General features: G+C 36.7%; 17 protein-coding genes. 14 read left to right on the top strand and 3 right to left on the bottom strand.

The genetic code is table 11. The features are described 5' to 3' along the window. Window positions 1-321: 321 nt before the first annotated feature. Window positions 322-1,209, top strand: a complete 888-nt coding sequence (locus BM098_RS03255; protein ID WP_234987398.1) for a 5'-3' exonuclease — start codon at window positions 322-324, stop codon at window positions 1,207-1,209. A gap of 517 nt (window positions 1,210-1,726) precedes the next feature. Next, window positions 1,727-3,850 carry a DUF4962 domain-containing protein gene (locus BM098_RS03250; RefSeq protein ID WP_089830351.1) on the top strand — a complete coding sequence of 708 codons (2,124 nt, stop codon included), beginning with the start codon at window positions 1,727-1,729 and terminating at the stop codon, window positions 3,848-3,850. A gap of 78 nt (window positions 3,851-3,928) precedes the next feature. On the opposite strand, the gene kduD is transcribed toward BM098_RS03250, so the two are convergent. After that, window positions 3,929-4,705, bottom strand: a complete 777-nt coding sequence (gene kduD / locus BM098_RS03245; protein ID WP_089830349.1) for a 2-dehydro-3-deoxy-D-gluconate 5-dehydrogenase KduD — start codon at window positions 4,703-4,705, stop codon at window positions 3,929-3,931. 1,209 nt (window positions 4,706-5,914) lie between these two features. Here kduD and BM098_RS03240 point away from each other — a divergent pair. The 10 genes from BM098_RS03240 to BM098_RS03195 all read left to right on the top strand — a co-directional run bounded on the left by BM098_RS03240 (window position 5,915) and on the right by BM098_RS03195 (window position 17,430). Further along, a complete protein-coding gene (locus tag BM098_RS03240; RefSeq protein WP_089830347.1) occupies window positions 5,915-6,703 on the top strand; it encodes a sulfite exporter TauE/SafE family protein in 789 nt (262 codons plus the stop codon). Window positions 6,704-6,823: 120 nt separating this feature from the next. Beyond that, complete coding sequence (locus tag BM098_RS03235) at window positions 6,824-7,750, top strand: MBL fold metallo-hydrolase (RefSeq protein WP_089830346.1); 927 nt, start codon at window positions 6,824-6,826, stop codon at window positions 7,748-7,750. Between the two features lie 2 nt (window positions 7,751-7,752). Continuing rightward, complete coding sequence (locus tag BM098_RS03230) at window positions 7,753-8,412, top strand: reverse transcriptase-like protein (protein ID WP_089830344.1); 660 nt, start codon at window positions 7,753-7,755, stop codon at window positions 8,410-8,412. Beyond that, window positions 8,413-8,616, top strand: coding sequence for a hypothetical protein (locus BM098_RS03225; RefSeq protein WP_089830343.1), 204 nt, complete (start codon window positions 8,413-8,415; stop codon window positions 8,614-8,616). A gap of 238 nt (window positions 8,617-8,854) precedes the next feature. After that, window positions 8,855-9,877 (top strand): Rpn family recombination-promoting nuclease/putative transposase, encoded by a 1,023-nt coding sequence (locus tag BM098_RS03220; protein WP_200795827.1) that lies wholly within the window; start codon window positions 8,855-8,857, stop codon window positions 9,875-9,877. 141 nt (window positions 9,878-10,018) lie between these two features. Then, window positions 10,019-10,828 (top strand): ATP-binding cassette domain-containing protein, encoded by an 810-nt coding sequence (locus BM098_RS03215; RefSeq protein WP_089830341.1) that lies wholly within the window; start codon window positions 10,019-10,021, stop codon window positions 10,826-10,828. 1 nt (window position 10,829) lies between these two features. Then, window positions 10,830-12,248, top strand: a complete 1,419-nt coding sequence (locus BM098_RS03210; protein WP_089830339.1) for a hypothetical protein — start codon at window positions 10,830-10,832, stop codon at window positions 12,246-12,248. Then, window positions 12,245-12,607, top strand: a complete 363-nt coding sequence (locus BM098_RS03205; RefSeq protein ID WP_089830337.1) for a GntR family transcriptional regulator — start codon at window positions 12,245-12,247, stop codon at window positions 12,605-12,607. Before BM098_RS03210 ends, BM098_RS03205 begins: the two co-directional genes overlap by 4 nt. A 143-nt stretch (window positions 12,608-12,750) precedes the next feature. Then, window positions 12,751-14,166, top strand: coding sequence for a DEAD/DEAH box helicase (locus BM098_RS03200; protein ID WP_089830336.1), 1,416 nt, complete (start codon window positions 12,751-12,753; stop codon window positions 14,164-14,166). Between the two features lie 330 nt (window positions 14,167-14,496). Further along, complete coding sequence (locus BM098_RS03195) at window positions 14,497-17,430, top strand: DEAD/DEAH box helicase (RefSeq protein WP_089830334.1); 2,934 nt, start codon at window positions 14,497-14,499, stop codon at window positions 17,428-17,430. Between the two features lie 76 nt (window positions 17,431-17,506). On the opposite strand, the gene BM098_RS03190 is transcribed toward BM098_RS03195, so the two are convergent. Together BM098_RS03190 and BM098_RS03185 are read right to left on the bottom strand one after the other, a co-directional pair. Further along, window positions 17,507-17,914, bottom strand: a complete 408-nt coding sequence (locus tag BM098_RS03190) for a (deoxy)nucleoside triphosphate pyrophosphohydrolase (RefSeq protein WP_089830332.1) — start codon at window positions 17,912-17,914, stop codon at window positions 17,507-17,509. 57 nt (window positions 17,915-17,971) lie between these two features. Further along, window positions 17,972-18,523 carry a Maf family protein gene (locus BM098_RS03185; protein WP_089830330.1) on the bottom strand — a complete coding sequence of 184 codons (552 nt, stop codon included), beginning with the start codon at window positions 18,521-18,523 and terminating at the stop codon, window positions 17,972-17,974. Window positions 18,524-18,693: 170 nt separating this feature from the next. Here BM098_RS03185 and BM098_RS03180 point away from each other — a divergent pair, with 170 nt between their 5' ends. Further along, window positions 18,694-19,458 (top strand): hypothetical protein, encoded by a 765-nt coding sequence (locus BM098_RS03180; RefSeq protein WP_089830328.1) that lies wholly within the window; start codon window positions 18,694-18,696, stop codon window positions 19,456-19,458. Window positions 19,459-19,499: 41 nt separating this feature from the next. Further along, entirely contained in the window at window positions 19,500-20,690 is a 1,191-nt protein-coding gene (locus BM098_RS03175) for a glycosyltransferase family 2 protein (protein ID WP_234987397.1), read from the top strand. The last annotated feature ends 55 nt before the right edge of the window (window positions 20,691-20,745 follow it).

The raw sequence follows: 20,745 nt of genomic DNA, 5'->3' as shown, positions 1-20,745 counted from the left end.
CTTTATGCAAATTTTCCGCCAAGGCTGTGCAGCTCATACCGACCATTTAGTAAGTCAACATACTTACCTTTCGTATTGACTCACATTTTTGATTAAGCGCTAGAGTTACCATTCGTAACGTAAGGTCCTAATCTTAAATGGATGGTATATTTGCCTTGTACTTATCTATTCCCGGTTTGAGATAAGCTAAACATATTTTTTAAAAAATATCAAAAAAAATTAAAAATATTTTTTCCCATTCCGTTAAACTTTAAAACCAATCTAAAAAAAGCAGTGTAACTCTGGTATAATAACGGATAGTAACTTAAAAAGGAGCACATTATGACTGAAAAATTATTAATTATTGATGGTTTTAATTTATTAAGTAGAGGCTATTTTGCGACTGCTTTTAATAAAGAACCACATGAGCTACCAACCAATAGTCAAGGACTTTATATGAACGGGATGCGTGTGTTCATTCAGAAACTGTATCAATTGATTGAAAAACACAACATGAGTCATGTGGCTATTTGTTGGGACGTGAAGCGAGATGATACGTCCCGACGCCAAGAGTATAAGGACTATAAAGCTAACCGAGCGGCTTTACCAGAACCACTGATTCAGCAATACGAGTCACTTGTGTTCTTACTTACAGACTTAGGATTTGCTCAGTTAACCATTCCTCCCTATGAAGCGGACGATGTGATTGGCGCCTTAACTGTCAAGTGGCAACAAGAAACGGAAGGTCACAGTTATATGTATAGTAACGACCATGACTTACTTCAATTATTATCACCGCAAACAACACAAATTATTGCAAAAAATCGTGAAGAAATTATGTTTACAGAAACGGTCTTTATGAACCAATATGCGATTAAACCAGTACAATGGATTGATGTAAAAGCCCTACTCGGCGATAAAGGAGACAACGTCCCAGGAGTCCAAGGAATTGGTGAAAAATCTGCCCTACCGCTTATTCAAATGTGTGATTCCGTTGAAGGCGTGTATCAATCTCTCGATGAACTGGATCCGAAATTTAATCGATACAAGAAAAAATTAATTGCTGGTGAAGCAGATGCCTATCTCAGTAAAAAGCTTGTCACGATTGAAACAGACTTAACCGACGTGCATGCTTTAGACGTGTCTAAATTAGTTAATCGCACGCGACGCGATTTACAGCTTAAAGCACTGAATGATTTTGAATTGAAGATTCGCGGGTTATCGCTTTAACTAATCAACGGAGAAAGCTAAAATAGTACTCACTTTTTTAAACAAGAAAAAACACGCAAACCTCTTGGATAATAACGAATGAGGGAGTATTTGATTAACTGAAGTGTCAAACGTTAGTTATATAACATAAATATAAGCCGGGTTGGCTAGGTTATACGTAAAAGATAAAGCATATAGACAAACTTATTATGTCTACATGTCGCGCGTTTACAAGCAAGCGTATACCCGAAAAATCCTGAAGGTCGGATGAAATAACTCATAGAATGAGTAAAGCAAAGTTCTCAGTCGGTCACTTGAAAATAGTAAATAGCTATTTAAGATGCTTGAAACCTTATAAATATTTTTTAGGAAATTGTTGAGATACCAAGTTAGATTCTACTATGAGTTATGTTCATTATTGACTTTTTTGACAATAGCACCATTCGGAATATTGTTGACCTACCAATATTATTTTGAATATGTTAATATTAAACAGAAAGAAAATTATAAAAAATTCAAATTAAACAGGAGGAAAAGTATGAAAAATTATTTGTTGATTAACGATAGGTTGGATAAACTAAAAAATGAGAAGTTATCCACTAGGAAATCTCATTTAACACGTTTATTAGAGCAATGTAAAGAATATCTAAACCAGGAGGCTCATGAAGAACACCCACCGACAAGTATTACATATATGGGGATGGCGGCAGCGAATTTAAGCTTAGCTTATTTACTAACTAAACAAGAACATTACTTAATAGAAGCAAAAAGATGGTTACTGACAGGTTGTCGATATGACGTTTGGGGTTATGGTTTTTTAGTAGATGTTGATTTAAGTGCATCTTGGCTATTATTTGGTTACGGCTTATCTTATAACTGGATTGGGGAATATTTAACACCAGAAGAAAAACAAGAAGTGCTGGATAAGCTTATTTTACAAGGAAATAAAATGTTTGACTATGGTGAAGAAAATAGAGGAAACTGTTGGTCAACTAACTATTGGCAAAATCATAACTGGATCAACTATACTGGATTACTAACGACGGCTTATGCGATAGAGTCAGAATATGACGGAGCACAACAGTGGATTGATGTGATTAAAGATAATTTTGAAATCGTATTCAAGTATATGCCAGAAGATGGTAGTAACTATGAAGGAACAGGCTATTGGAGATATGCGATGAATTTCCTTCTAACAGCGGCAGATTTAATTAAAGAAAACGAAGGCATTGACTATTTTGAATCCGCTTTCTTAAAGAATACCTTTGACTATCGATTATACCAATCTGCACCTAACTGGGAAGAAAATATTAACTTTTCTGACGTGCATGATAGAAGAAGTTCTAACTCAATCTCGGCTTTCTATAAAATAGCTAGCGAGTACAATAATGGTCATGCACAATGGCTTGGAAACTTAGTCAAAGAGAAATTCTTATTTAGAGAGGCGTACCAGAGTAAAATATTCCCAGGCATTATGCCAGAAGCTTTCTTAGAGTATATTTGGTATGACGAGGAGATTAAGGAAGAAGACCCAAGTACGCTTCCATTGACAAGATACTTCCCTGATTTAGGTTTAGCTGTTATTCGCTCTTCATGGGAAAGAGACGCGATGCATTTCTCAATTAAGTCTAGTGCGCCAGGAGGAAATATTCAGTGGCAAAAATCATGGGAATTAGATAAAGAACATGATTGGAATACAAGAAGTTTAACGCATTATCATGTAGATTTTAATAGCTTTATATTGATGGGACATGATTCAACATTAGCTATGGATGAGGGATTCCATCGAACATCAAGAGCTAAAGTTCATAATATGATTACAGTCGATGACACGGGATGTGTTGGAGAAAAAATATGGAATGAAGGAACACTAGAAGATCCAGTTCTTTTTGATCTGAACTGCAAAGGGATTTATAATGTATGGAGAGATGTACCTGAAGAAGCCACTGCAGGTGTAGAAGATTTTATTAGTGAAAATGGGTATACCTACTATGTAGCTGAATCTAATAAACTTTACTATCCTGAAATGGCACTCACTAGAAACGCAAGAAATGTTATATATAGTGAAATGGGTTACTTGATCATGCTAGATGAGCTTAAGAGTAAATTAGAACATAATTATACGTGGCGCCTGCATTCAGAAGAGTATGCTAAGAAAATAGAAGGCACAAATGCCTACCGTATGAAAAATGGGAAGGGAGCCTTAAATATCTATCCCGTTTTCCCGGAAGATTTAGAAAGCTACGTAGAAGAAACGGTTATTCGTGAAATAATGACCCCACAAAGACCGGATGATGTCAGAGAAATCCTACTGAAAACTTTATGTGTAGAAAATAAAACTAAAAAGAAAGATGTACACTTTATAAATGTATTACAACCTGAATCTAGTTTTACAGATGAATTACTAGATGTTAAAGAAATTAAAGGTGATGAATTTATAGGTGTTGAAATTAAAACAGGCTCTAAAGTTGAAACATTTATCTATTCTGAAACGAAGACAATCGATTATTGTGGAATAAAATCAGATGCTAATTGGGTTTCAATTATTAAAGATGGAGACCAACTGATTAAACATGCCGTTTATCAAGGCACACACCTTGAATTAAATGGAAAAGAAATATATAAAAGCCAGTCAAAAGGCCATTCGTTTGTATCAGCTTAATTGAAAAAAGGTAAAAAAATAGCTGCAGGTCTTTGGGTGAGGTAATTATACTCACCTAAAGACCGCAGTTATTTTAAATTATCTGATTAGCCAACCACCATCTACCGCTAGGATGTGGCCATTCATGTAGTCTGATGCTTTAGAACTTAGGAATACGGCAGCACCTGCTATATCTGAAGGTTCTCCCCATCTGTTGGCAGGTATTCTTCCAAGTATTTCTGCACTTCTTTTAGCGTCATCTCTTATTGGTTTTGTATTTGCTGTTTTAATATATCCTGGTGCGATTGCATTAATTTGAATATTTTTTTCAGCTAATTCATTTGCAAAGGCTTTAGTCACACCTGCCACACCATGTTTAGATGCAGTATACGAAGGGACAAACTTGCCACCTTGAAAGGATAACATAGAAGCAATATTGATTATTTTACCATGTCCCTGCTTCACCATATGCTTAGAAGCCTCTTTCGATATGTAATATAGTGCGGATAGATTTAGATCGATAATATTCTTCCAGCCTTCATTTGTGCCTTCTAATAAAGATTCTCGGTAGATTGATCCCGCATTATTTACTAAGATATCTATTTGACCAAAAGCTTCGATGCACTTTTCAATTGACTTGGTTGTGTTTTCCTCTATAGATAAGTCTGCTTGAAAAAATTCAACTTTTCTACCGATACCTTCTATTTCAGCTCTAACTTCTTCTGTATTTCTTCCTGAATGTGTAACAATAAATATATCTGCACCTGCTTTAGCTAATCCATTGGCAATACCTAATCCTATCCCAGAATTACCACCAGTTACCAAGGCTACTTTTCCTTCTAAACTAAACATTTCTTTAATATATGTGTTGCCCATTTTATCTCTCCTATGCTAATTTTTTAGTTATCGCCATTCAATTATGAAAGCGCATTATTTAATTCACATTATACACGGTGTATATAGTCTGTCAAACCGGCGGAAGTAAATACCAATCGTTTATCATGGGACAAATCACATTCTTTAGTTATATGGATACAATCGTTCTTGAGTATGCATATTCTAGTAGAAGAAAATAGAGAGCGTACCATAATATTAGTGTATCCAACCCAATATAGATTTGAAAAGAGACATGCTTTTATGAGATGATTAATACCAGATTTTTTTCGGAATGTTGAAGGGAACAGCGAATTTTCTGTATGCTAATCGAAAAATTTTTAAAAATTAATCATAAACAGACAAAGGCGGTAATGTTGCCATTGGATTAGACGTTTTGTACAGGTATAACAATAGGTAAAAGCTTAACGAATGGCTTCGGTTGAGTCACAAGCAGAAGGAGTTTTTTAAAAAATATAGAAAATATAAACTAACATAAATATAACTATTTGGAGTGACGACAAGTGTGAAAGCTGAAAAGGGTTAGTGAAATGGAGAATGTGCTGATAAATTGAGGGATTTTAGTTACAGTAAATATAGTTTTTCATTATTTTTATACTATGAAAAAAAGAAGAGAGGAAGTAATAATACTTATAAAACCAACTTTTCTTCTCGTTTCGGGGCTCAATTTTTCGCGTCTGCTTTGTTTCCAACGATGTTAATGATTGTCATGATCGCAAAAAGTTTTTTTGATTTTGTCGTTATATGCTTATTTTCTATTATTGGTATTTTTATCAAACAAATTGTATAGCAAACATAAACATACATAAAAACTAGCGCACTTAGCTGGGTGATACGCATAAACTATTGCAATAAGTAAAAAGGGAATAGGCTCAACCTGCTGAACTTACATGTAACGGCATCTTATCTGTCAGTGCTCCAACATACAGTACCCCACGGATGAAACGAAAGCGATTCATACTTTTATCACTGCTTCATGCAATGGGACAATCCATTTCTAATTGCCTTTCCCCGTAATATGAAGATAATGTCGTTTGCGATCGTGGTCATAATCAATCTAACCAATGGCGGCTCGATACAGTTCTTCATTTCATATAGGTAAGGTTTTGTTGAAAAGCTGAACGTGGTATAATTGACTTAATAGAAAAACAATAGAAAATGTTTACTGATGAAACAAAGAGTAAACGATAAGTGAAAGAAGGGATTCGTTTGGCGTTACTTTATTTACTCATTGGTCTAGGGGCGACGATTATTGGTTCACTAGCGGGATTTGGCGGGGGCATTTTAATTAAACCAATCTTAGATTTTTTGGGACATTACGATTTAAAAACCATTGGCTTTTTATCAGCCTCAACAGTATTTGCGATGGCGGTTGTGTCGGTCTATACAAGGCGACGGACATTAAAAGAGATGCGATTGGATCATGCGATTTTACTCGCAACGGGTTCGATTCTAGGTGGATTATTTGGAAAAGGCATCTTCCGCACCTTTAGTCATTTAACGTGGATTGGAATGGCACAGACGGGGGCGCTGATTGTTATTTTCTCTCTCGTTCTCTACTATGTTAATCACAAATCTAAATTTAAACAATTTCATATCAAAAGTCGGGTGATGGTTCTTGTTATTGGTCTTGTATTAGGCTTAATGGCATCATTTTTAGACATTGGTGGTGGCCCGCACAACGTAGCTATTTTAAGCTTACTGTTTGCCTTTGATACGAAAAAAGCTGGGTTTTATTCACTCTTCATTATCTTTTTTAGTCAGCTTGCTTCACTTATAAGTACCATTACTGCAGGTACTGTATCAAGCATGGACTTATCGATGTTGTTGTTTATGGTGATTGGTGGTATTTCAGGTGGGGTGATTGGCTCTAGACTCGCGAAGTTTTTACCGATTGAAACAGTTGAAAAAGTTTTTAATGTAACGATCTTTTTATTAATCTTACTCAATATTTATAATTTCATTCAATACATGATGTAATGGTTGGCACTGAAGAGCTAAGTACGCGCATATTTAAAATGAAGTGAACGAATGCATCGAGTAATGGTATGGAAAATGAGCATAGTAACCATTAATTACATAGAAAAAGGAAGTGACACCATGGAACAAATAGATATGATTGATATTTTTGATTTGAATTTACCAGAACGAACAGCTTCTTATTATTTACCAGGTGAGGCGCCGACGTTAATTGAAACAAGTGCGGCACCATCAATTCCTTTTTTACTACAAGGATTAGACCGAAGAAATATTGACCGAGCGTCGATCAAATACGTCATTGTCACTCATATTCATTTAGATCATGCTGGAGGTGTGGGGTTACTGATTGAATCGCTGCCAAATGCGACAGTGATTGTTCACCCACGTGGCTTACGTCACTTAATCGATCCGACGCGGCTAACCGAAAGTGCGAAAACAGTCTATGGTGAACAGTTTGATGCGTTATTTGATCCGATTAAGCCGGTGCCAGAAGATCGGATTCGTTCAGTCGAAGACGGGGAGACACTCTCAATTGGAAAGAACCGAACGTTAACCTTTTATGATACGCCAGGGCACAGCAACCACCACTTAGCAATTCATGATGCACTAACAAACAGTATTTTCACTGGTGATACACTTGGCACGCTCTATCCGACGCGCTTTACTGGTGGAAGTGAACTCGTGCTACCATCAACATCACCAACCCAATTTGATCCTAATCAAATGATGACCTCAATGAAGCGCATGCGAAAATTAGCACCGGACCGGATTTATTTTGGTCACTACGGTTACAGTGATGAACCAGATCATGTGTATCAGTCGTTATCTGAATGGTTGAACCGCTTTATTCGTATTAGTGAGCGGATTTATGATAAGCATAAAGCTGAACCAAATGATGTTTTAGTTGAGCGAATTGCCGAAGCGTTATTTAATAAGGTAGAAACAGAAAGTTATATTCTGGACCCAGGACTCTTTGATTATCTAACCCATGACTTAGATGTGTCGAGTCAAGGTTTGGTCAATTATTACCGGAAAAGCGGGCGGTAGGGATGTATAGTTTAACTTATGCGTATCAGATTGGGAATCATGTCCTTAAAATGACGTCTGATTGGTGTGAGATTGATGAAGCAATCTTGTATTATGAGCGCTTAATGTCACATAAAGACTACCAAAATCTTCAGGCAATCGATGAATCAAACCGTGTGTATACTTTAAAAGAGCTAAAAAAAGAACAACACAGCGAAAGACAGTCGGTGCATCACTTAACGCTTTATTTTGATGCGAGTTTCAATCAACAGTCTAAGCTAAGTGGGCTTGGTGTGGTATTAACGTATATCGAAGGGGATCAACAGATCAGTCAGCGGAAGAACCTTGATACAGCGATGCCAAAAACAGTAAATGAAGCCGAGTATTATAGCTTGTTTCATGGTTTGGAACAACTAAAACAAATAGATTTTCCTCCGCAAAAGATTGACATTTACGGTGATAGTTTGGTTGTGATCAATCAATTAAAAGGCGAATGGCCCGTGTTAAATGAGACACTAGCCAAGTGGGCAGATGAGGTTGAAGATTTACTAACATCATTAAGACTCACCCCTTTGTATCATCATATCGACAGAAAAGACAATAAACAAGCCGATCGTCTTGCCTCACAAGCGCAGAGAGGAACACTTGTCGATGCGACGCGTGACATACAAGGAGATGAGTAAATGAAGTTTGGCATCAGAAAACCAAGCTTAAAAAAACGACTCAGTGCTCGGACATCGATTAAGCGACAAATCGTTCATCGTGGCAAAGTTAAAATGCCTAAGGGCTATGGCTGGGTTAGAAACCCTAAAAAATACGCCTACAACAAAGTTTACAACAAAACGAGTTTTGATCTATTTAAGCTGATCAAAAAAATTTTTAAATAATGAAGAGTGCCTTTACTTGTTAAGTAAGGGTACTCTTTTTCGCGTAGGAAAAATAAAAACAGCTGCCTATTTTTGCTAAACTTTTAAAAAATATGAGTGTTGTGCTGATTAGATTGTAGAAACAGATGAGCATTTAAAAATGAACCATGTTGATGAACTTGATGGCACGGTTAGATCGCTATATGCTGTAACTATCTCATGAGGCATCACTGTTAACAGTAAACGATAGCAAAAGCAGGTGGCTAACATTCAAGTTCAAAATCCGCACGATAAATTCTTTAAAGAAACGTTTAATAATCCCCAGGTGACAAAAGATTTCGTCACGTATTATTTACCACCCTCTATTGTTAAACAGATTGATGTGAACACAATAGAGCCGCAAAAAGACAGCTTTATTAACAAGGAACTAGAAGAAGTCTTTTCTGATTTGTTGTTTAAAGTTGATATTAATCACGAATGGGGGTACCTGTATTTATTATTTGAACATAAAAGCTATCAAAGTCGAAATATTGCCGTTCAGTTACTTGAATATATGTTAAGGATTTGGAATAGACAGTCGCTCCGAAAAAAAGCGGATAAGTTGCCAATCATTTTGCCACTCGTCATCTATCACGGCAAACAAACTTGGCACATGGGCCAGTCTTTAGGTGACGTGATTAAGGGATTTGATACATTCACAGCTGATATGACACGTTACGTACCTGATTTTGATTATTTATTATTTGATGTATCGACGTATCAAGATGCAGAAATAAAAGGCGTTGCCCAGTTAAAGATTCTTTTTACGATCTGGCGTGACCTTTATACAAAAAATCCAGCCGATTTAAAGACGAGTATCTATCAGGCGGCAGAAGCGTTAAATGCGCTAGAGGAAAAAGCGTCTGGTCTTACTTACTTTGAAACCTTGTTGCGGTACGTTTTTAGTACGAGTGAGGCATTCACAAAAAATGATTTCAATGATATAGTAAAAACATTAGAACAAGCCTATCCTAAGGGGAGTGATGTCATGAAGACAATTGCTGATGTGTTACGAGAAGAAGGCATAGAGCAAGGTATGGAACAAGGTATAGAACAGGGCATAGCACAAGGAAAACAACAAGGCATTGCGGAGTCCTTATTAATGATGTTAGACGATAAGGTCGGTCATATACCAGAAGATATGCAAAAATCAATTTACCAGTTAGATGAACAGACACTTAAATCAATCTTAACTAACTATGATCAGATCAATACCTTAAAAGATTTAAGTCGCTATTTGTAAGCAATTGAGGTAAGACATGAAAGGCAGGTGAAAACCTGTCTTTTTGTATAGAATTTTATAAGAAAATGATAACATCATGTTTACAATTTTCGTTATAGTGTTATAGTTAAGCATAACACTATAACAAAATGAGGTGAGCAAATGTTTCAATTAGAAAAAGTGTCATTTGACTATAGCGATCAACGTGTTTTTGATCGGATGAATTTAGAGGTTACTACAGGATCAGTTATTGGAATATTAGGACCAAACGGTGTCGGTAAGACGACGTTATTTCAACTACTGACGGGCTTATATTATCCGAGTAGTGGAAAGGTTTCTGTTTTAGGTTATGAACCGAGACTAAGAAACAAACAGTATTTAGAGAAAATCAGTTATTTGCCAGAGAACTTACCAAATATTGAGCTATCGATTGAGGCATATGGCGACTTGATTGGTCCGATGTATCCGAATTTTAATCGCAAGAAGCTAGTAGCTTATTTAACCGCGTTCGATTTAGAAGCGGATTTAAACTTGATGGACCTCAGTGCTGGAATGAAACGAAAAGCGTTTGTGTCGATTATGTTAAGTCTTGGTACACCGATGGTATTTCTCGATGAGCAAACTAAAGAAATGGATTTAGAAGGGCAACGTATTTTTAGACAGCTGTTGATTGATGCCCAGTCTGACGGTCGGATGATTGTGATTGCGACCCACCACTTAAGAGCATTGGAACAATTACTTGATCAAGTCTTAATTATGGACCGAAGAGGACACGTTGTGATTAATCACGCGACCAATGATTTAGATCAAGTTTTGTCATTAAAAGACGTAACAACGTTGCCTGACGAGACGCTGTACTTAACGTATCAACGTTTACCCTTTGGCTATCGGTTACTTTGTCACACACCGTCAAGTGAACCAACCGATATACCGTTGGAGCTTGTCTATCAAGGCTTTGTAGGAGGTAAATAATATGGAGCGTTTTATTCATACAAGCAGCCTTTACGGTTCGCGTCCTTTTGCGAATACGCTGAGTGCCTTTACAATTTTACTTGTTACCAGTGTGTTAGTAAACAATTCGTTAAGTGAACTGTTTTTTAAAGACATATATGCGATTCCTAACCAATTGGCTTTACCGTTGTATTTTTTCATTGTGTTATTATTGTTGGCGGGATTAACGGATTATAATATCCAACAAATGAGAAAAGATGCTAAGGTGACCACAATCAAACTGTTGCCACAACGAATCATCGTAAAGGTTAGTTTGTTAAGTTTTTATCACGTCGTGCTACCGATCATTGCCATGATTTTTCTCATTCAATTTAAACATCCCACAATTCTAACAACGGATGGGTTATATGTTTTGGGCGCACTCACACTAGGTACGTTTTTCACCTTGAAGTCGTTGTCAAGACCAACCCAATCAATGAAGCAAGCAGGCATTCGTTGGGTCAATGATACAGGCCTTATTTTTATTGTTTCAGCTGCCTTTTATCTGAATGACTGGCTCGTATTGGTTAGTTTAGCCTGTATCAGTATCGGCATATACCATTATGCTAACGTCATTTTTTTAGCTAAAAAGAAGACTCACCGACCGGTGAAAAATAGGAATGAATCAACTTGGCTGGTCCGATTGATCAAGAAGCAGTACCGAAAGGTTAATCTAGTTATTCACTATGACCGGCAATTCTTCCTTCATCCGGTTCGTGAAGTAGCCGCATTTACAGGGCAGTTGATTGTCATCATGGGTCTCATTATGATCGTGATGTTTCAGGAAGCGTTGCCGACTAATTATTTATCAATAAATCCTCAAGTCATCACATGGTGGATCACTGTCTTTGCGTTTTTTTTCATTATTTTGAATTTATCACACATAAAAGCGACTGATGTGGCACTGTTACCATTTAAACCATTTGAACGATGGTCACTTCTTACAGGGTACCGCCATCTAAAAATTGTTTTGTTGTCTGCCGTTGCGGTATTTGTTGTGTTAACCGTCACACATGTTGGTTTTCGACTATTCTATCTATTTAATTCACATCTAATATATGAAGTGAACGTTACCTATACACACTTTTTAATGACAGGTTTCGAGTCATATTTTGTTGCCTTAATCTATGTTTTAGGTTTGTATCATGTAACGTTGACGTTATATCATCTGTTTCTATTATTAACCCGTAATGTGAAGCTCTATCTTAAAATGACATTTAATAAAAAAAGTCAATTGGGTATCACTTATATCATCGTCTTTCCAGTCTTTTTGTATGACTATATCTCAAATGTACGATTTTTAACGAATACCATTGATTTAATGTATGTCTTTCTGATTGTTATTGTGTCACTCTTAATCGATTACTATGCATACCGCAAACTGGAAGTGGTGACGTCATGAGCGAACTTTTTAACGAGCATCAAAGTATCTATCGTCAAATCGCAGATAAAATAAAAGATCAGATTTTAAACGGTGATTTAAAACAAGGGGATAAATTACCGTCGCTCAGAGAACAAGCGGCAGAACTCGAAGTAAATATAAATACGATCACAAAAGGGTATAATATATTAGAGAATGATGGTATGATTGAGAAACAACGCGGCTTAGGTTTCTTTGTGACAGAAGATGCACACGCGCGCTCATTATCAGAGCGAAAACAATTCTTTCAACAACAAACGTTGCCAAAGTTGAAACAAGAGCTGCGCTTGTTGAACTTGTCAGACCAAGCGTTATTACAACTCTTAAAAGAAATAGACTAACTCAAGGTTATACTATACCAAGCTATGTTAAGTGATAAATGATAAATCATCATTTGATTGATGTGCGATGAAACAATAAAACGTGGAGAAACTGTTCATTTTTTTAGTGGACAGTTTTCTCTATTTAAAAAGGGGAAAAATACATGCAAGATTTTATGATGTTGAAAGACCAGGCGTTATTGCGTCGCTTAGATGAGAAGAATTTCACGACACCTACACCGATTCAAACGCGACTTTTACCGCTGATTGTGGACGGGAAAGATGTGCTCAGTCAAGCTGAGACAGGTAGTGGTAAGACATTGGCTTTTCTACTTCCCGTATTAGATCGGTTGAGTTTTGATGCGAATGATCCATCGGTGCTTATTTTGACACCAACGCGTGAGCTGGCTTTACAGATTGAGGACGTTGTGAAAGATATTGCCGTGTATAAACGGTTAAAGCCGGTGACAGTAATCGGAGATATGTCTTATGAAGCTCAAGAAGTTCAACTAAAACAAAAAAGTCATATCGTCATTGGCACACCGGGACGTGTCTTAGATTTAATGAGTAAAGGTACGATTAAACGTGCGCTTATTGATACGTTGATTATCGATGAAGTTGATCATTTATTTGACCGTGGATTTGCGGAGACAATTGAAGAAATCATCAGTTTATTACCTGGAAAACGGCAAAATATTTATACTTCAGCAACAATGAGTGATGAGCTGGAACCGTTTATTAACGAGACATTAGTCGAACCTGTCCGCGTGACGATTGCGCCTAAAAATCAACAAGTGTTTGATCAAATTCGCGTTGATGTTGACACTTACGATAAAATCGAAACGGTCATTGATGTCTTAGTTGAAGAACATGTCCCTGAAGCAATTATTTTCTGTGAGGAGAAGCGGACAGTTGATGAAGTGGTGGATGAACTGAGTGACTTAGGGCTCCCTGTCGTTCGTCTTCACGGTGATTTAAAACAACCGGTTAGAATTAAAGCGCTGAAACAATTTAAAGAAAAACATCGTTCGATTCTTGTGACAACAAACTTAATGGCAAGAGGGATGGATTTAATCGACTTACCCCTTGTGATTAACTTTGATTTAGCTTACACAGAAGATGTCTTTACACACCGGATGGGACGTACGGGTCGGATGGGTAAGAAAGGCAAGGTTGTTCATCTCTTAGCTATGGATGAACAGGCAAGTTATGAAACAATGAAAGAAAACCTCGGATTTGATGACCGTGAACGTACGTATCCACAACGAGAACAAGATGATATGAAGCAGTACGTCAAGATGCTTGGCCGACAAAAGAAAGTCGAGATCAATGATTCAGTCAAGACACTGTACTTTAATGGCGGGAAAGAAAAGAAATTGCGTGCCTTTGATTTTGTTGGTACGATTAGTTCACTGGCTGGAATGGATTTTAATGATATTGGTGCAGTAACCGTTTATCCGAGACATACGACAGTAGAGATCTTAAATGGTAAAGCTGAAGCGGTCTTAAAGCAAATGAAACAGACGAAAGTAAAGAAAAAACAACTAAAGGTTCATATTGATCGTGAGACGCATTTGTAAGACTTAAAAATGTATAAATGAATCGAGGTAAGACTGTCATCAGGGCAATTAGCACTGGTAGCGGTCTTGCCTTTTTTCTTAAGGTTTTAAATGATTAAACAAATGTCACTTAGAAAACAACTATAAATTTAATAGATAAGGCCGTAAAACGCATAGAAGTAGACAGGAGATAACTAGTTTAGAGCAGACGCTTTTCGTATGCTTTCTACTATGAGGCTAAACATGTTGAAGTTGAGATAACTAAATGATAAGAAAATAAGAAAAGGGATACAGAAAAGCGGCAATCTTTGGTAAAATGAACCTAACACCAAAGAAAAGCAGGTGATCGATATGGAAGCATGGTTTAATGCATTAGAGTTAGGTATACATAAAGGGTTAATTGATAAAACGACTCCCTATTCAGGGCCATTTGAACCACAGTTATTAATGAACCATCAACAGAAAAAGCAAGATGTCTTAACCACTTTGATCGATGAATTAAGACAATCCCAATCTTTTAAGTTTGCGGTGGCGTTTATAACAGAGTCAGGTATTCAAACATTGAAGGCTCACTTACTAGATCTACACAGAAAAGGTGTAACGGGAAAACTGATCACATCAACATACAATTACTTTAATCAGCCTAAAATGTTTCAACAATTGTTGAAATTAAAAAACCTAGAAGTAAGAATTTCAGATGTTGATGGTTTTCACTCAAAAGGTTATATATTTGACCAAGGTGGCTACCATTCATTAATTGTAGGAAGCACCAACTTAACGGCAAGTGCGTTAAAAGTGAATTATGAATGGAACATCAAATTAACCTCACATGAACATGGGGCGATCATCGAACACTTTACCGCACAGTTTCAAGAAATGTGGCAAGAAAGCACGCCGTTAACACCGGAATGGATTAATCACTACCGTAAAGCCTATCAAAAGCAAGAGATCCCAAAGGTAGCGGAATTTCCGGCAAGTTATCATAATAACTGGTCCGATGCGTTACAGATTGAGCCGAATAAAATGCAAGTCCAAGCTTTAAAAGGAATTGAAGCGGTCCGCTCACGTGGTGAATCACGTGCGCTTGTTGTTTCTGCGACCGGTACGGGAAAGACTTACTTAGCTGCCTTTGACGTGAGACGCGTCAGTCCTAAACGGCTATTATTTATCGTTCACCGAGAACAAATTCTTAAAAAAGCAATGGCTGATTTTAGACGTGTTATTGGTGGTAACGATGATGATTATGGGATTCTTTCTGGTACAAGTAAAGATGTTGGCGCACGTTATTTATTTGCGACCGTTCAGTCGTTATCAAAAGCACAGACATTGACACAATTTAAACCAGATTGGTTTGATTATATTCTAATTGATGAAACGCACCGGGCAGGGGCAACGAGTTATCAGAAGATTATTGATCACTTCAAACCTACCTTTATGTTGGGGATGACTGCCACTCCAGAAAGAACCGATGGCTATGACTTATTTAAGTTATTCGATTACAACATTGCTTATGAAATTCGTCTTCAGGAGGCTTTAGCCGAAGATCTACTGGTCCCGTTTCATTACTTTGGCGTCAGTGATTACGAAATTGATGGTCACGTAAGTGAAAATCTATCATTTCGAGATTTATCAATAAATGATCGTGTGCAACACATTCGTGAGAAATTAGCTTATTATAGTTTTTCTGGTGAGAGCCCACACGGCCTCATTTTTTGTGGGACAAAACAAGAAGCGAAGAATTTATCGTGCGCTTTAAATAATACCGGATTAAAAACGGTTAGTTTAACAGGGGATAATAGCCAAGAAGAACGCGAACAACGGGTAAAAGAGTTAGAAGGTGGTTTACTAGATTATATTTTAACGGTAGATATTTTTAACGAAGGCATCGATATCCCGAAGATAAATCAAGTCGTTATGTTGAGGCAAACAGAATCAAGTATTATTTTTGTCCAACAACTAGGTAGAGGGCTTAGAAAACATGAATCAAAAGACTTTTTAACGGTAATTGATTTCATTGGTAATCATGAGAATAACTATTTGATCCCAATCGCACTGTATGGCGATCAAAGTTATAATAAAGACCAATTACGCCGACAACTCGTTGAGCGAAGTCGTGGTATCCCTGGGGAATCAACAATTAATTTTGAGCGCATTGCTGAAGAACGTATTTTTGAAGCAATCGATCAAAAGAACATGTTGTTAAAAAAAGACTTAGACCAAGATTACTTAACACTAAAGTATAAAGTAGGCAAGATTCCAACAATGATGGATTTTGTCACCCATGGTTCACGCGATCCGATGAGCTATGTCCGCTACAGTAAATCTTTCTATCGTTATATTGTAAAAGTTGAGAAATTAAAGAACACTTTATCAGAACAAGCCGATAAAAGTTTGGTCTATCTCTCACTACATGTCTTAAATGGCGTCCGTCCTCATGAAGCATTGTTATTACAACAACTCATTGAAGACGAAGAATTATCGGAACAAGAGTTTATTAACAAGCTTATACATGACGTCTACGATGATTATAATGCGATTATTAGAACATCGGTTTTACGCAATGTGAATTTACAGTACTATCAAGAAAATTATGAAAAGAAACGCCAGGCACCTCATGACTTTTTACCGTTACGCTTTGTTGACTATGATGAAACGACACAAACATTTAAGCGACACCCAATTTTCACTAAACTCTTATTAGAGCCTGATTTTAAGACAACTTTATCTGACCAAGTAGCGTACGCTTTACATTCTTATAAAGAGAAGCGGCTTACACATGAAGCACATAATGGCTTTATGTTGTATGAGAAGTATACGCGTCAAGATGTGTTCAGGTTATTATTATGGGAGGAAAATCCGCTGGCACAAAATGTTGGGGGCTATATTATAAGTCAAGATAAATCAAACTGTGCGATTTTCATTAATTATCATAAAGAAGATAGTATTAGCGAAACGACGAAATATGATGATCAATTTTTATCGCCACAACTGTTTCAGTGGATGTCTAAATCTAAACGAACGTTGAACTCACCAGATGTTCATGCGATTCAACATTACAAGGATCACAACATGCGTCTGCCGCTGTTTGTTAAAAAACATAATGATGAAGGTTTGTCTTTCTATTACATGGGCGATGTTGAACCGATCCCCGAATCATTCCAAGAGATGCGAATGGAAACGACAAAAAAACCTGTGTCAATCGTCAAAATGATACTCAAAATGTTAACACCAGTCGAAAAAAGTTTATATGATTATTTAACAAATAGGACAAAGGCAAGTGATTGATTATTAGACTGACAGATATAAAAAAAGCATTGACCCACATTTTTATGAATACAAGGAAAAGAACAGACACCAGCAATCAGTGTCTGTTCTTTTCTGTTCGAAGTTTCTCTACAATTGGTATATCTGCAGGAGCCCAGTTTAAACTTAACAAGTTGTCGCGCTTCAGCCAAATATATTGTGCGTGCTCAGTTAAAACGGGTTCTTTGTCTATTAATGTTGCTTTTATTGCAATCAGATCAATAATAAAAGAGTCGTAATCATGCGTTGTTTTGGCAAAGATTACGTCATCAGTTACAATTCGGCAATTAAATTCTTCTTTGATTTCACGCTCAAGAGCAACAAAGATATCTTCATTTTGTTCTACCTTTCCTCCGGGGAACTCCCACAAGTTTGGTAGTGACATCTGTTGGGATCGTAAAGCGCAGAAAATCTCTTGTTCATTATTTTCAATAATGGCAGCAACAACACGTAGCTTTTTCTTCATCATTGCTTCTCTCCTTTTCTTTCACCTTTAGTTCAGTTAGTTGAATCAACAAGGTCGTTAAAACTGTTTTAATACTTGCATCAATTGACCAATCGGTAACCCGACAACATTATAATAATCCCCATCAATTTTTTTAATGAATGGGGCCGCAAGGCCTTGTATACCGTAAGCACCAGCTTTATCATAAGGTTCATCCGTATCGATATACTCATTAATGTCTTCATCTGTAAGAGGATAAAACATAACTTTTGTCGTCTCAACAAATAATTTCTGTTTGTGTTTCGAGCGGACTAATACCCCGGTATGTACGTCATGTGTTTGGTCACTTAATGCTCGCATCATCGTATAAGCTTCTTGTTTTGTTTTCGGTTTTTCAAAGATCATATTGTTAAAGCTCACGACCGTGTCAGCTGTTACAATGACGTCGTCATCAGATTCAAAGAGTATACTCGCCGCCTTTAGTTTACAAAGGGCAGATACTTTTTCAATTGGTTTAGTTGTTTTGATTTGTGACTCATCGACGTTTGGTGTGCGAACAGTAAAGTCAAGCTTTACTTGTTTTAAAATGTCTTGGCGTCGAGGGGAGCTAGATCCTAATATAAGTGGCATAAATTTCTCCTTTATTTTGTTTAATACGACAATCTTCATCCTATATTGTGTCTTTTCTAATTTTAGCATAACATATTTTCTCAGTTCCATACTCAAAATGGTTTTTTATTCTGAAAAAAGGGAAAATAAATAGATATTAAATAAAATATAGAAAGCGGGGTAAGGAAGGGATGATACGCTATCAACGCTCTATTTCATTTTTATCAATTCTATTTATCATTACGATTGTTGGTGTCTTTTATTTTAGTACGGGTTATTTAGTTGCCATTAACATGTGGCTCATTATTGGTGTGATTTTAATCAGTTTGATTTTAACTTGGCGCCAATTGTTTTTAGTTGTGCTGTCGATTATTCTCATTGTTGGCTTTAGTTTGATTTTTATTACCGAAGCGTCCATTCAAAATCAATTTGATTTAATTTGGGAACATATCCTACTATCGGCTAGCTTATTGCTCATTTGGGTCATTACCGGCGTGGTTAAGTTTCTAGAACAACGTTTAATTGACCAAGAAGCCAAGATTAAAACGTTAGAAAAATACCAAGGCTCAACTGAAATTTTAAGTTTGGATGAGTTTAAATCACGGGTGCATCTTATTACCCGTGGGACAGATCGACGAAAAGAAACAAATATGGTGGTTGAGTTTAGTTTAACGGCGGTCAAGACTACTGAGAAAGCAATGCACGCCTATATTGCGGAAACGTTACTCGATTCCATTCGAAATGAATTTGACTTAGTGACAAAGCTAGACAATAAACACTATTTAGTCTTTTTACAAGATACATCAGATATTGGTGTTGAAAAGGTAACAGAGCGATTTTTTAATACGATTCGGCATCATTTAAATGAAATTGAGTTGCCAGTTAGTTATTGCTATTACCATGCCGAAGACTATGATTTTGAACGATTCGCCCCTAAGGAAGGTGACGAGTCATGATGGTTTATGTGTTAGTCATTATAATGATATTCTTTTGGTTAATGTTAACTTACTATTCTATATTAACAATTGCGGGGGTATATCGACGACTTAAAAAACTAGACGATTCACCGCTTGAAGAGTATCCATCTGTCGCAGTACTCGTACCGTGTTATAACGAAGGACTTGTGATTAAACAGACATTAGAAGCCATGAGTCAATTAAAGTATCCAGGAGAATTGAATATTTATATTTTAGATGATCAATCGACAGATAATACAGGACAAATTGCGCGTGCTTTTCAAATGCAGTTTAGTAACATTCATTATTTGTACGTGCCCGAAATGGAGATTAAAGGTAAGTCGTCGGTATTAAATTACGGCTTACAGTCAACAACATCTGATTACTTCTGTGTCTTTGATGGTGATAATCAACCAGAACCAGAAAGTGTACTCAGACTTGTACACGCAGCTGAGCGAACGAAAAAAGCTGGAGGTGCTGTTGGTTATGTAAAAACAATCAATGCTGAAACAAATATGTTAACGCGGATGATCGCCTTAGAATTTCAAGTTTTTCAGTTGTTGATGCAAAGTGGTCGTTATCAATTGTTTAAAGCAGGTGCCCTTGCGGGCACGAATATGTTACTTCGACGTGATGTCATTGAAGAGGCGGGTGGTTACGATCCAAAAGCATTAGCAGAAGATGCTGAATTAACTGTAAGAGTTGCTAGCTTAGGTTATATATTACCCGTGGTGCACCATGCGAGAACGTGGGAACAAGAGCCTGAACAACTCAAAGCTCTAATTAAACAACGGACACGTTGGCTAACGGGTAATTTGTATTTACTAGAAAAGTCATTATACACGTTTAAGTTTTGGAAAGGAAGAACTTTTGTTCATTCAATGCAACATATCTTAACTTATCTTGTGTTTATCATTTTTTTAGCATTTAGTAATGTGTGGTTTATTTTAGGGTTAATTGGCTATCCACTCCCGACGGTTGATACCCCACTGTTGTTATTATGGTTTCTCAGTTATGTGGTATACAGCGCACAAATTGCAAGTGCAATGGTACTTGAAGACCTACTTAGTCCTAAAAACGTCGGTATAGGGATGATTATGTATTTCACTTATGCTCAATTGTTTTTAATTATGTTGTTCAAAAGTCTTATTCAATATATCTCAGGTCGTATTTTTAAGAAACAAACGAAGTGGGATAAAACAAAGCGCTACAAAAAAGAATCAGCACAATGATGAAAGCTACGAAAAAGAAGATCAGTATTCGCTGGTGGGTGTGGTTAATATTAAT

The organism is Halolactibacillus halophilus (assembly GCF_900115605.1).
Taxonomy (GTDB): Bacteria; Bacillota; Bacilli; order Bacillales; family Amphibacillaceae; genus Halolactibacillus; species Halolactibacillus halophilus.
This window is presented reverse-complemented; position numbering and strand designations above follow the sequence as displayed.

Bases quoted from the DNA above. Each gene is read 5' to 3' on its own strand.
- BM098_RS03255 (WP_234987398.1), top strand. From the start codon at position 322: ATGACTGAAAAATTATTAATTATTGATGGTTTTAATTTATTAAGTAGA.
- BM098_RS03250 (WP_089830351.1), top strand. From the start codon at position 1,727: ATGAAAAATTATTTGTTGATTAACGATAGGTTGGATAAACTAAAAAAT.
- kduD (WP_089830349.1), bottom strand. From the start codon at position 4,705: ATGGGCAACACATATATTAAAGAAATGTTTAGTTTAGAAGGAAAAGTA.
- BM098_RS03235 (WP_089830346.1), top strand. From the start codon at position 6,824: ATGGAACAAATAGATATGATTGATATTTTTGATTTGAATTTACCAGAA.
- BM098_RS03230 (WP_089830344.1), top strand. From the start codon at position 7,753: ATGTATAGTTTAACTTATGCGTATCAGATTGGGAATCATGTCCTTAAA.
- BM098_RS03225 (WP_089830343.1), top strand. From the start codon at position 8,413: ATGAAGTTTGGCATCAGAAAACCAAGCTTAAAAAAACGACTCAGTGCT.
- BM098_RS03215 (WP_089830341.1), top strand. From the start codon at position 10,019: ATGTTTCAATTAGAAAAAGTGTCATTTGACTATAGCGATCAACGTGTT.
- BM098_RS03210 (WP_089830339.1), top strand. From the start codon at position 10,830: ATGGAGCGTTTTATTCATACAAGCAGCCTTTACGGTTCGCGTCCTTTT.
- BM098_RS03205 (WP_089830337.1), top strand. From the start codon at position 12,245: ATGAGCGAACTTTTTAACGAGCATCAAAGTATCTATCGTCAAATCGCA.
- BM098_RS03200 (WP_089830336.1), top strand. From the start codon at position 12,751: ATGCAAGATTTTATGATGTTGAAAGACCAGGCGTTATTGCGTCGCTTA.
- BM098_RS03195 (WP_089830334.1), top strand. From the start codon at position 14,497: ATGGAAGCATGGTTTAATGCATTAGAGTTAGGTATACATAAAGGGTTA.
- BM098_RS03190 (WP_089830332.1), bottom strand. From the start codon at position 17,914: ATGAAGAAAAAGCTACGTGTTGTTGCTGCCATTATTGAAAATAATGAA.
- BM098_RS03185 (WP_089830330.1), bottom strand. From the start codon at position 18,523: ATGCCACTTATATTAGGATCTAGCTCCCCTCGACGCCAAGACATTTTA.
- BM098_RS03180 (WP_089830328.1), top strand. From the start codon at position 18,694: ATGATACGCTATCAACGCTCTATTTCATTTTTATCAATTCTATTTATC.
- BM098_RS03175 (WP_234987397.1), top strand. From the start codon at position 19,500: ATGTTAACTTACTATTCTATATTAACAATTGCGGGGGTATATCGACGA.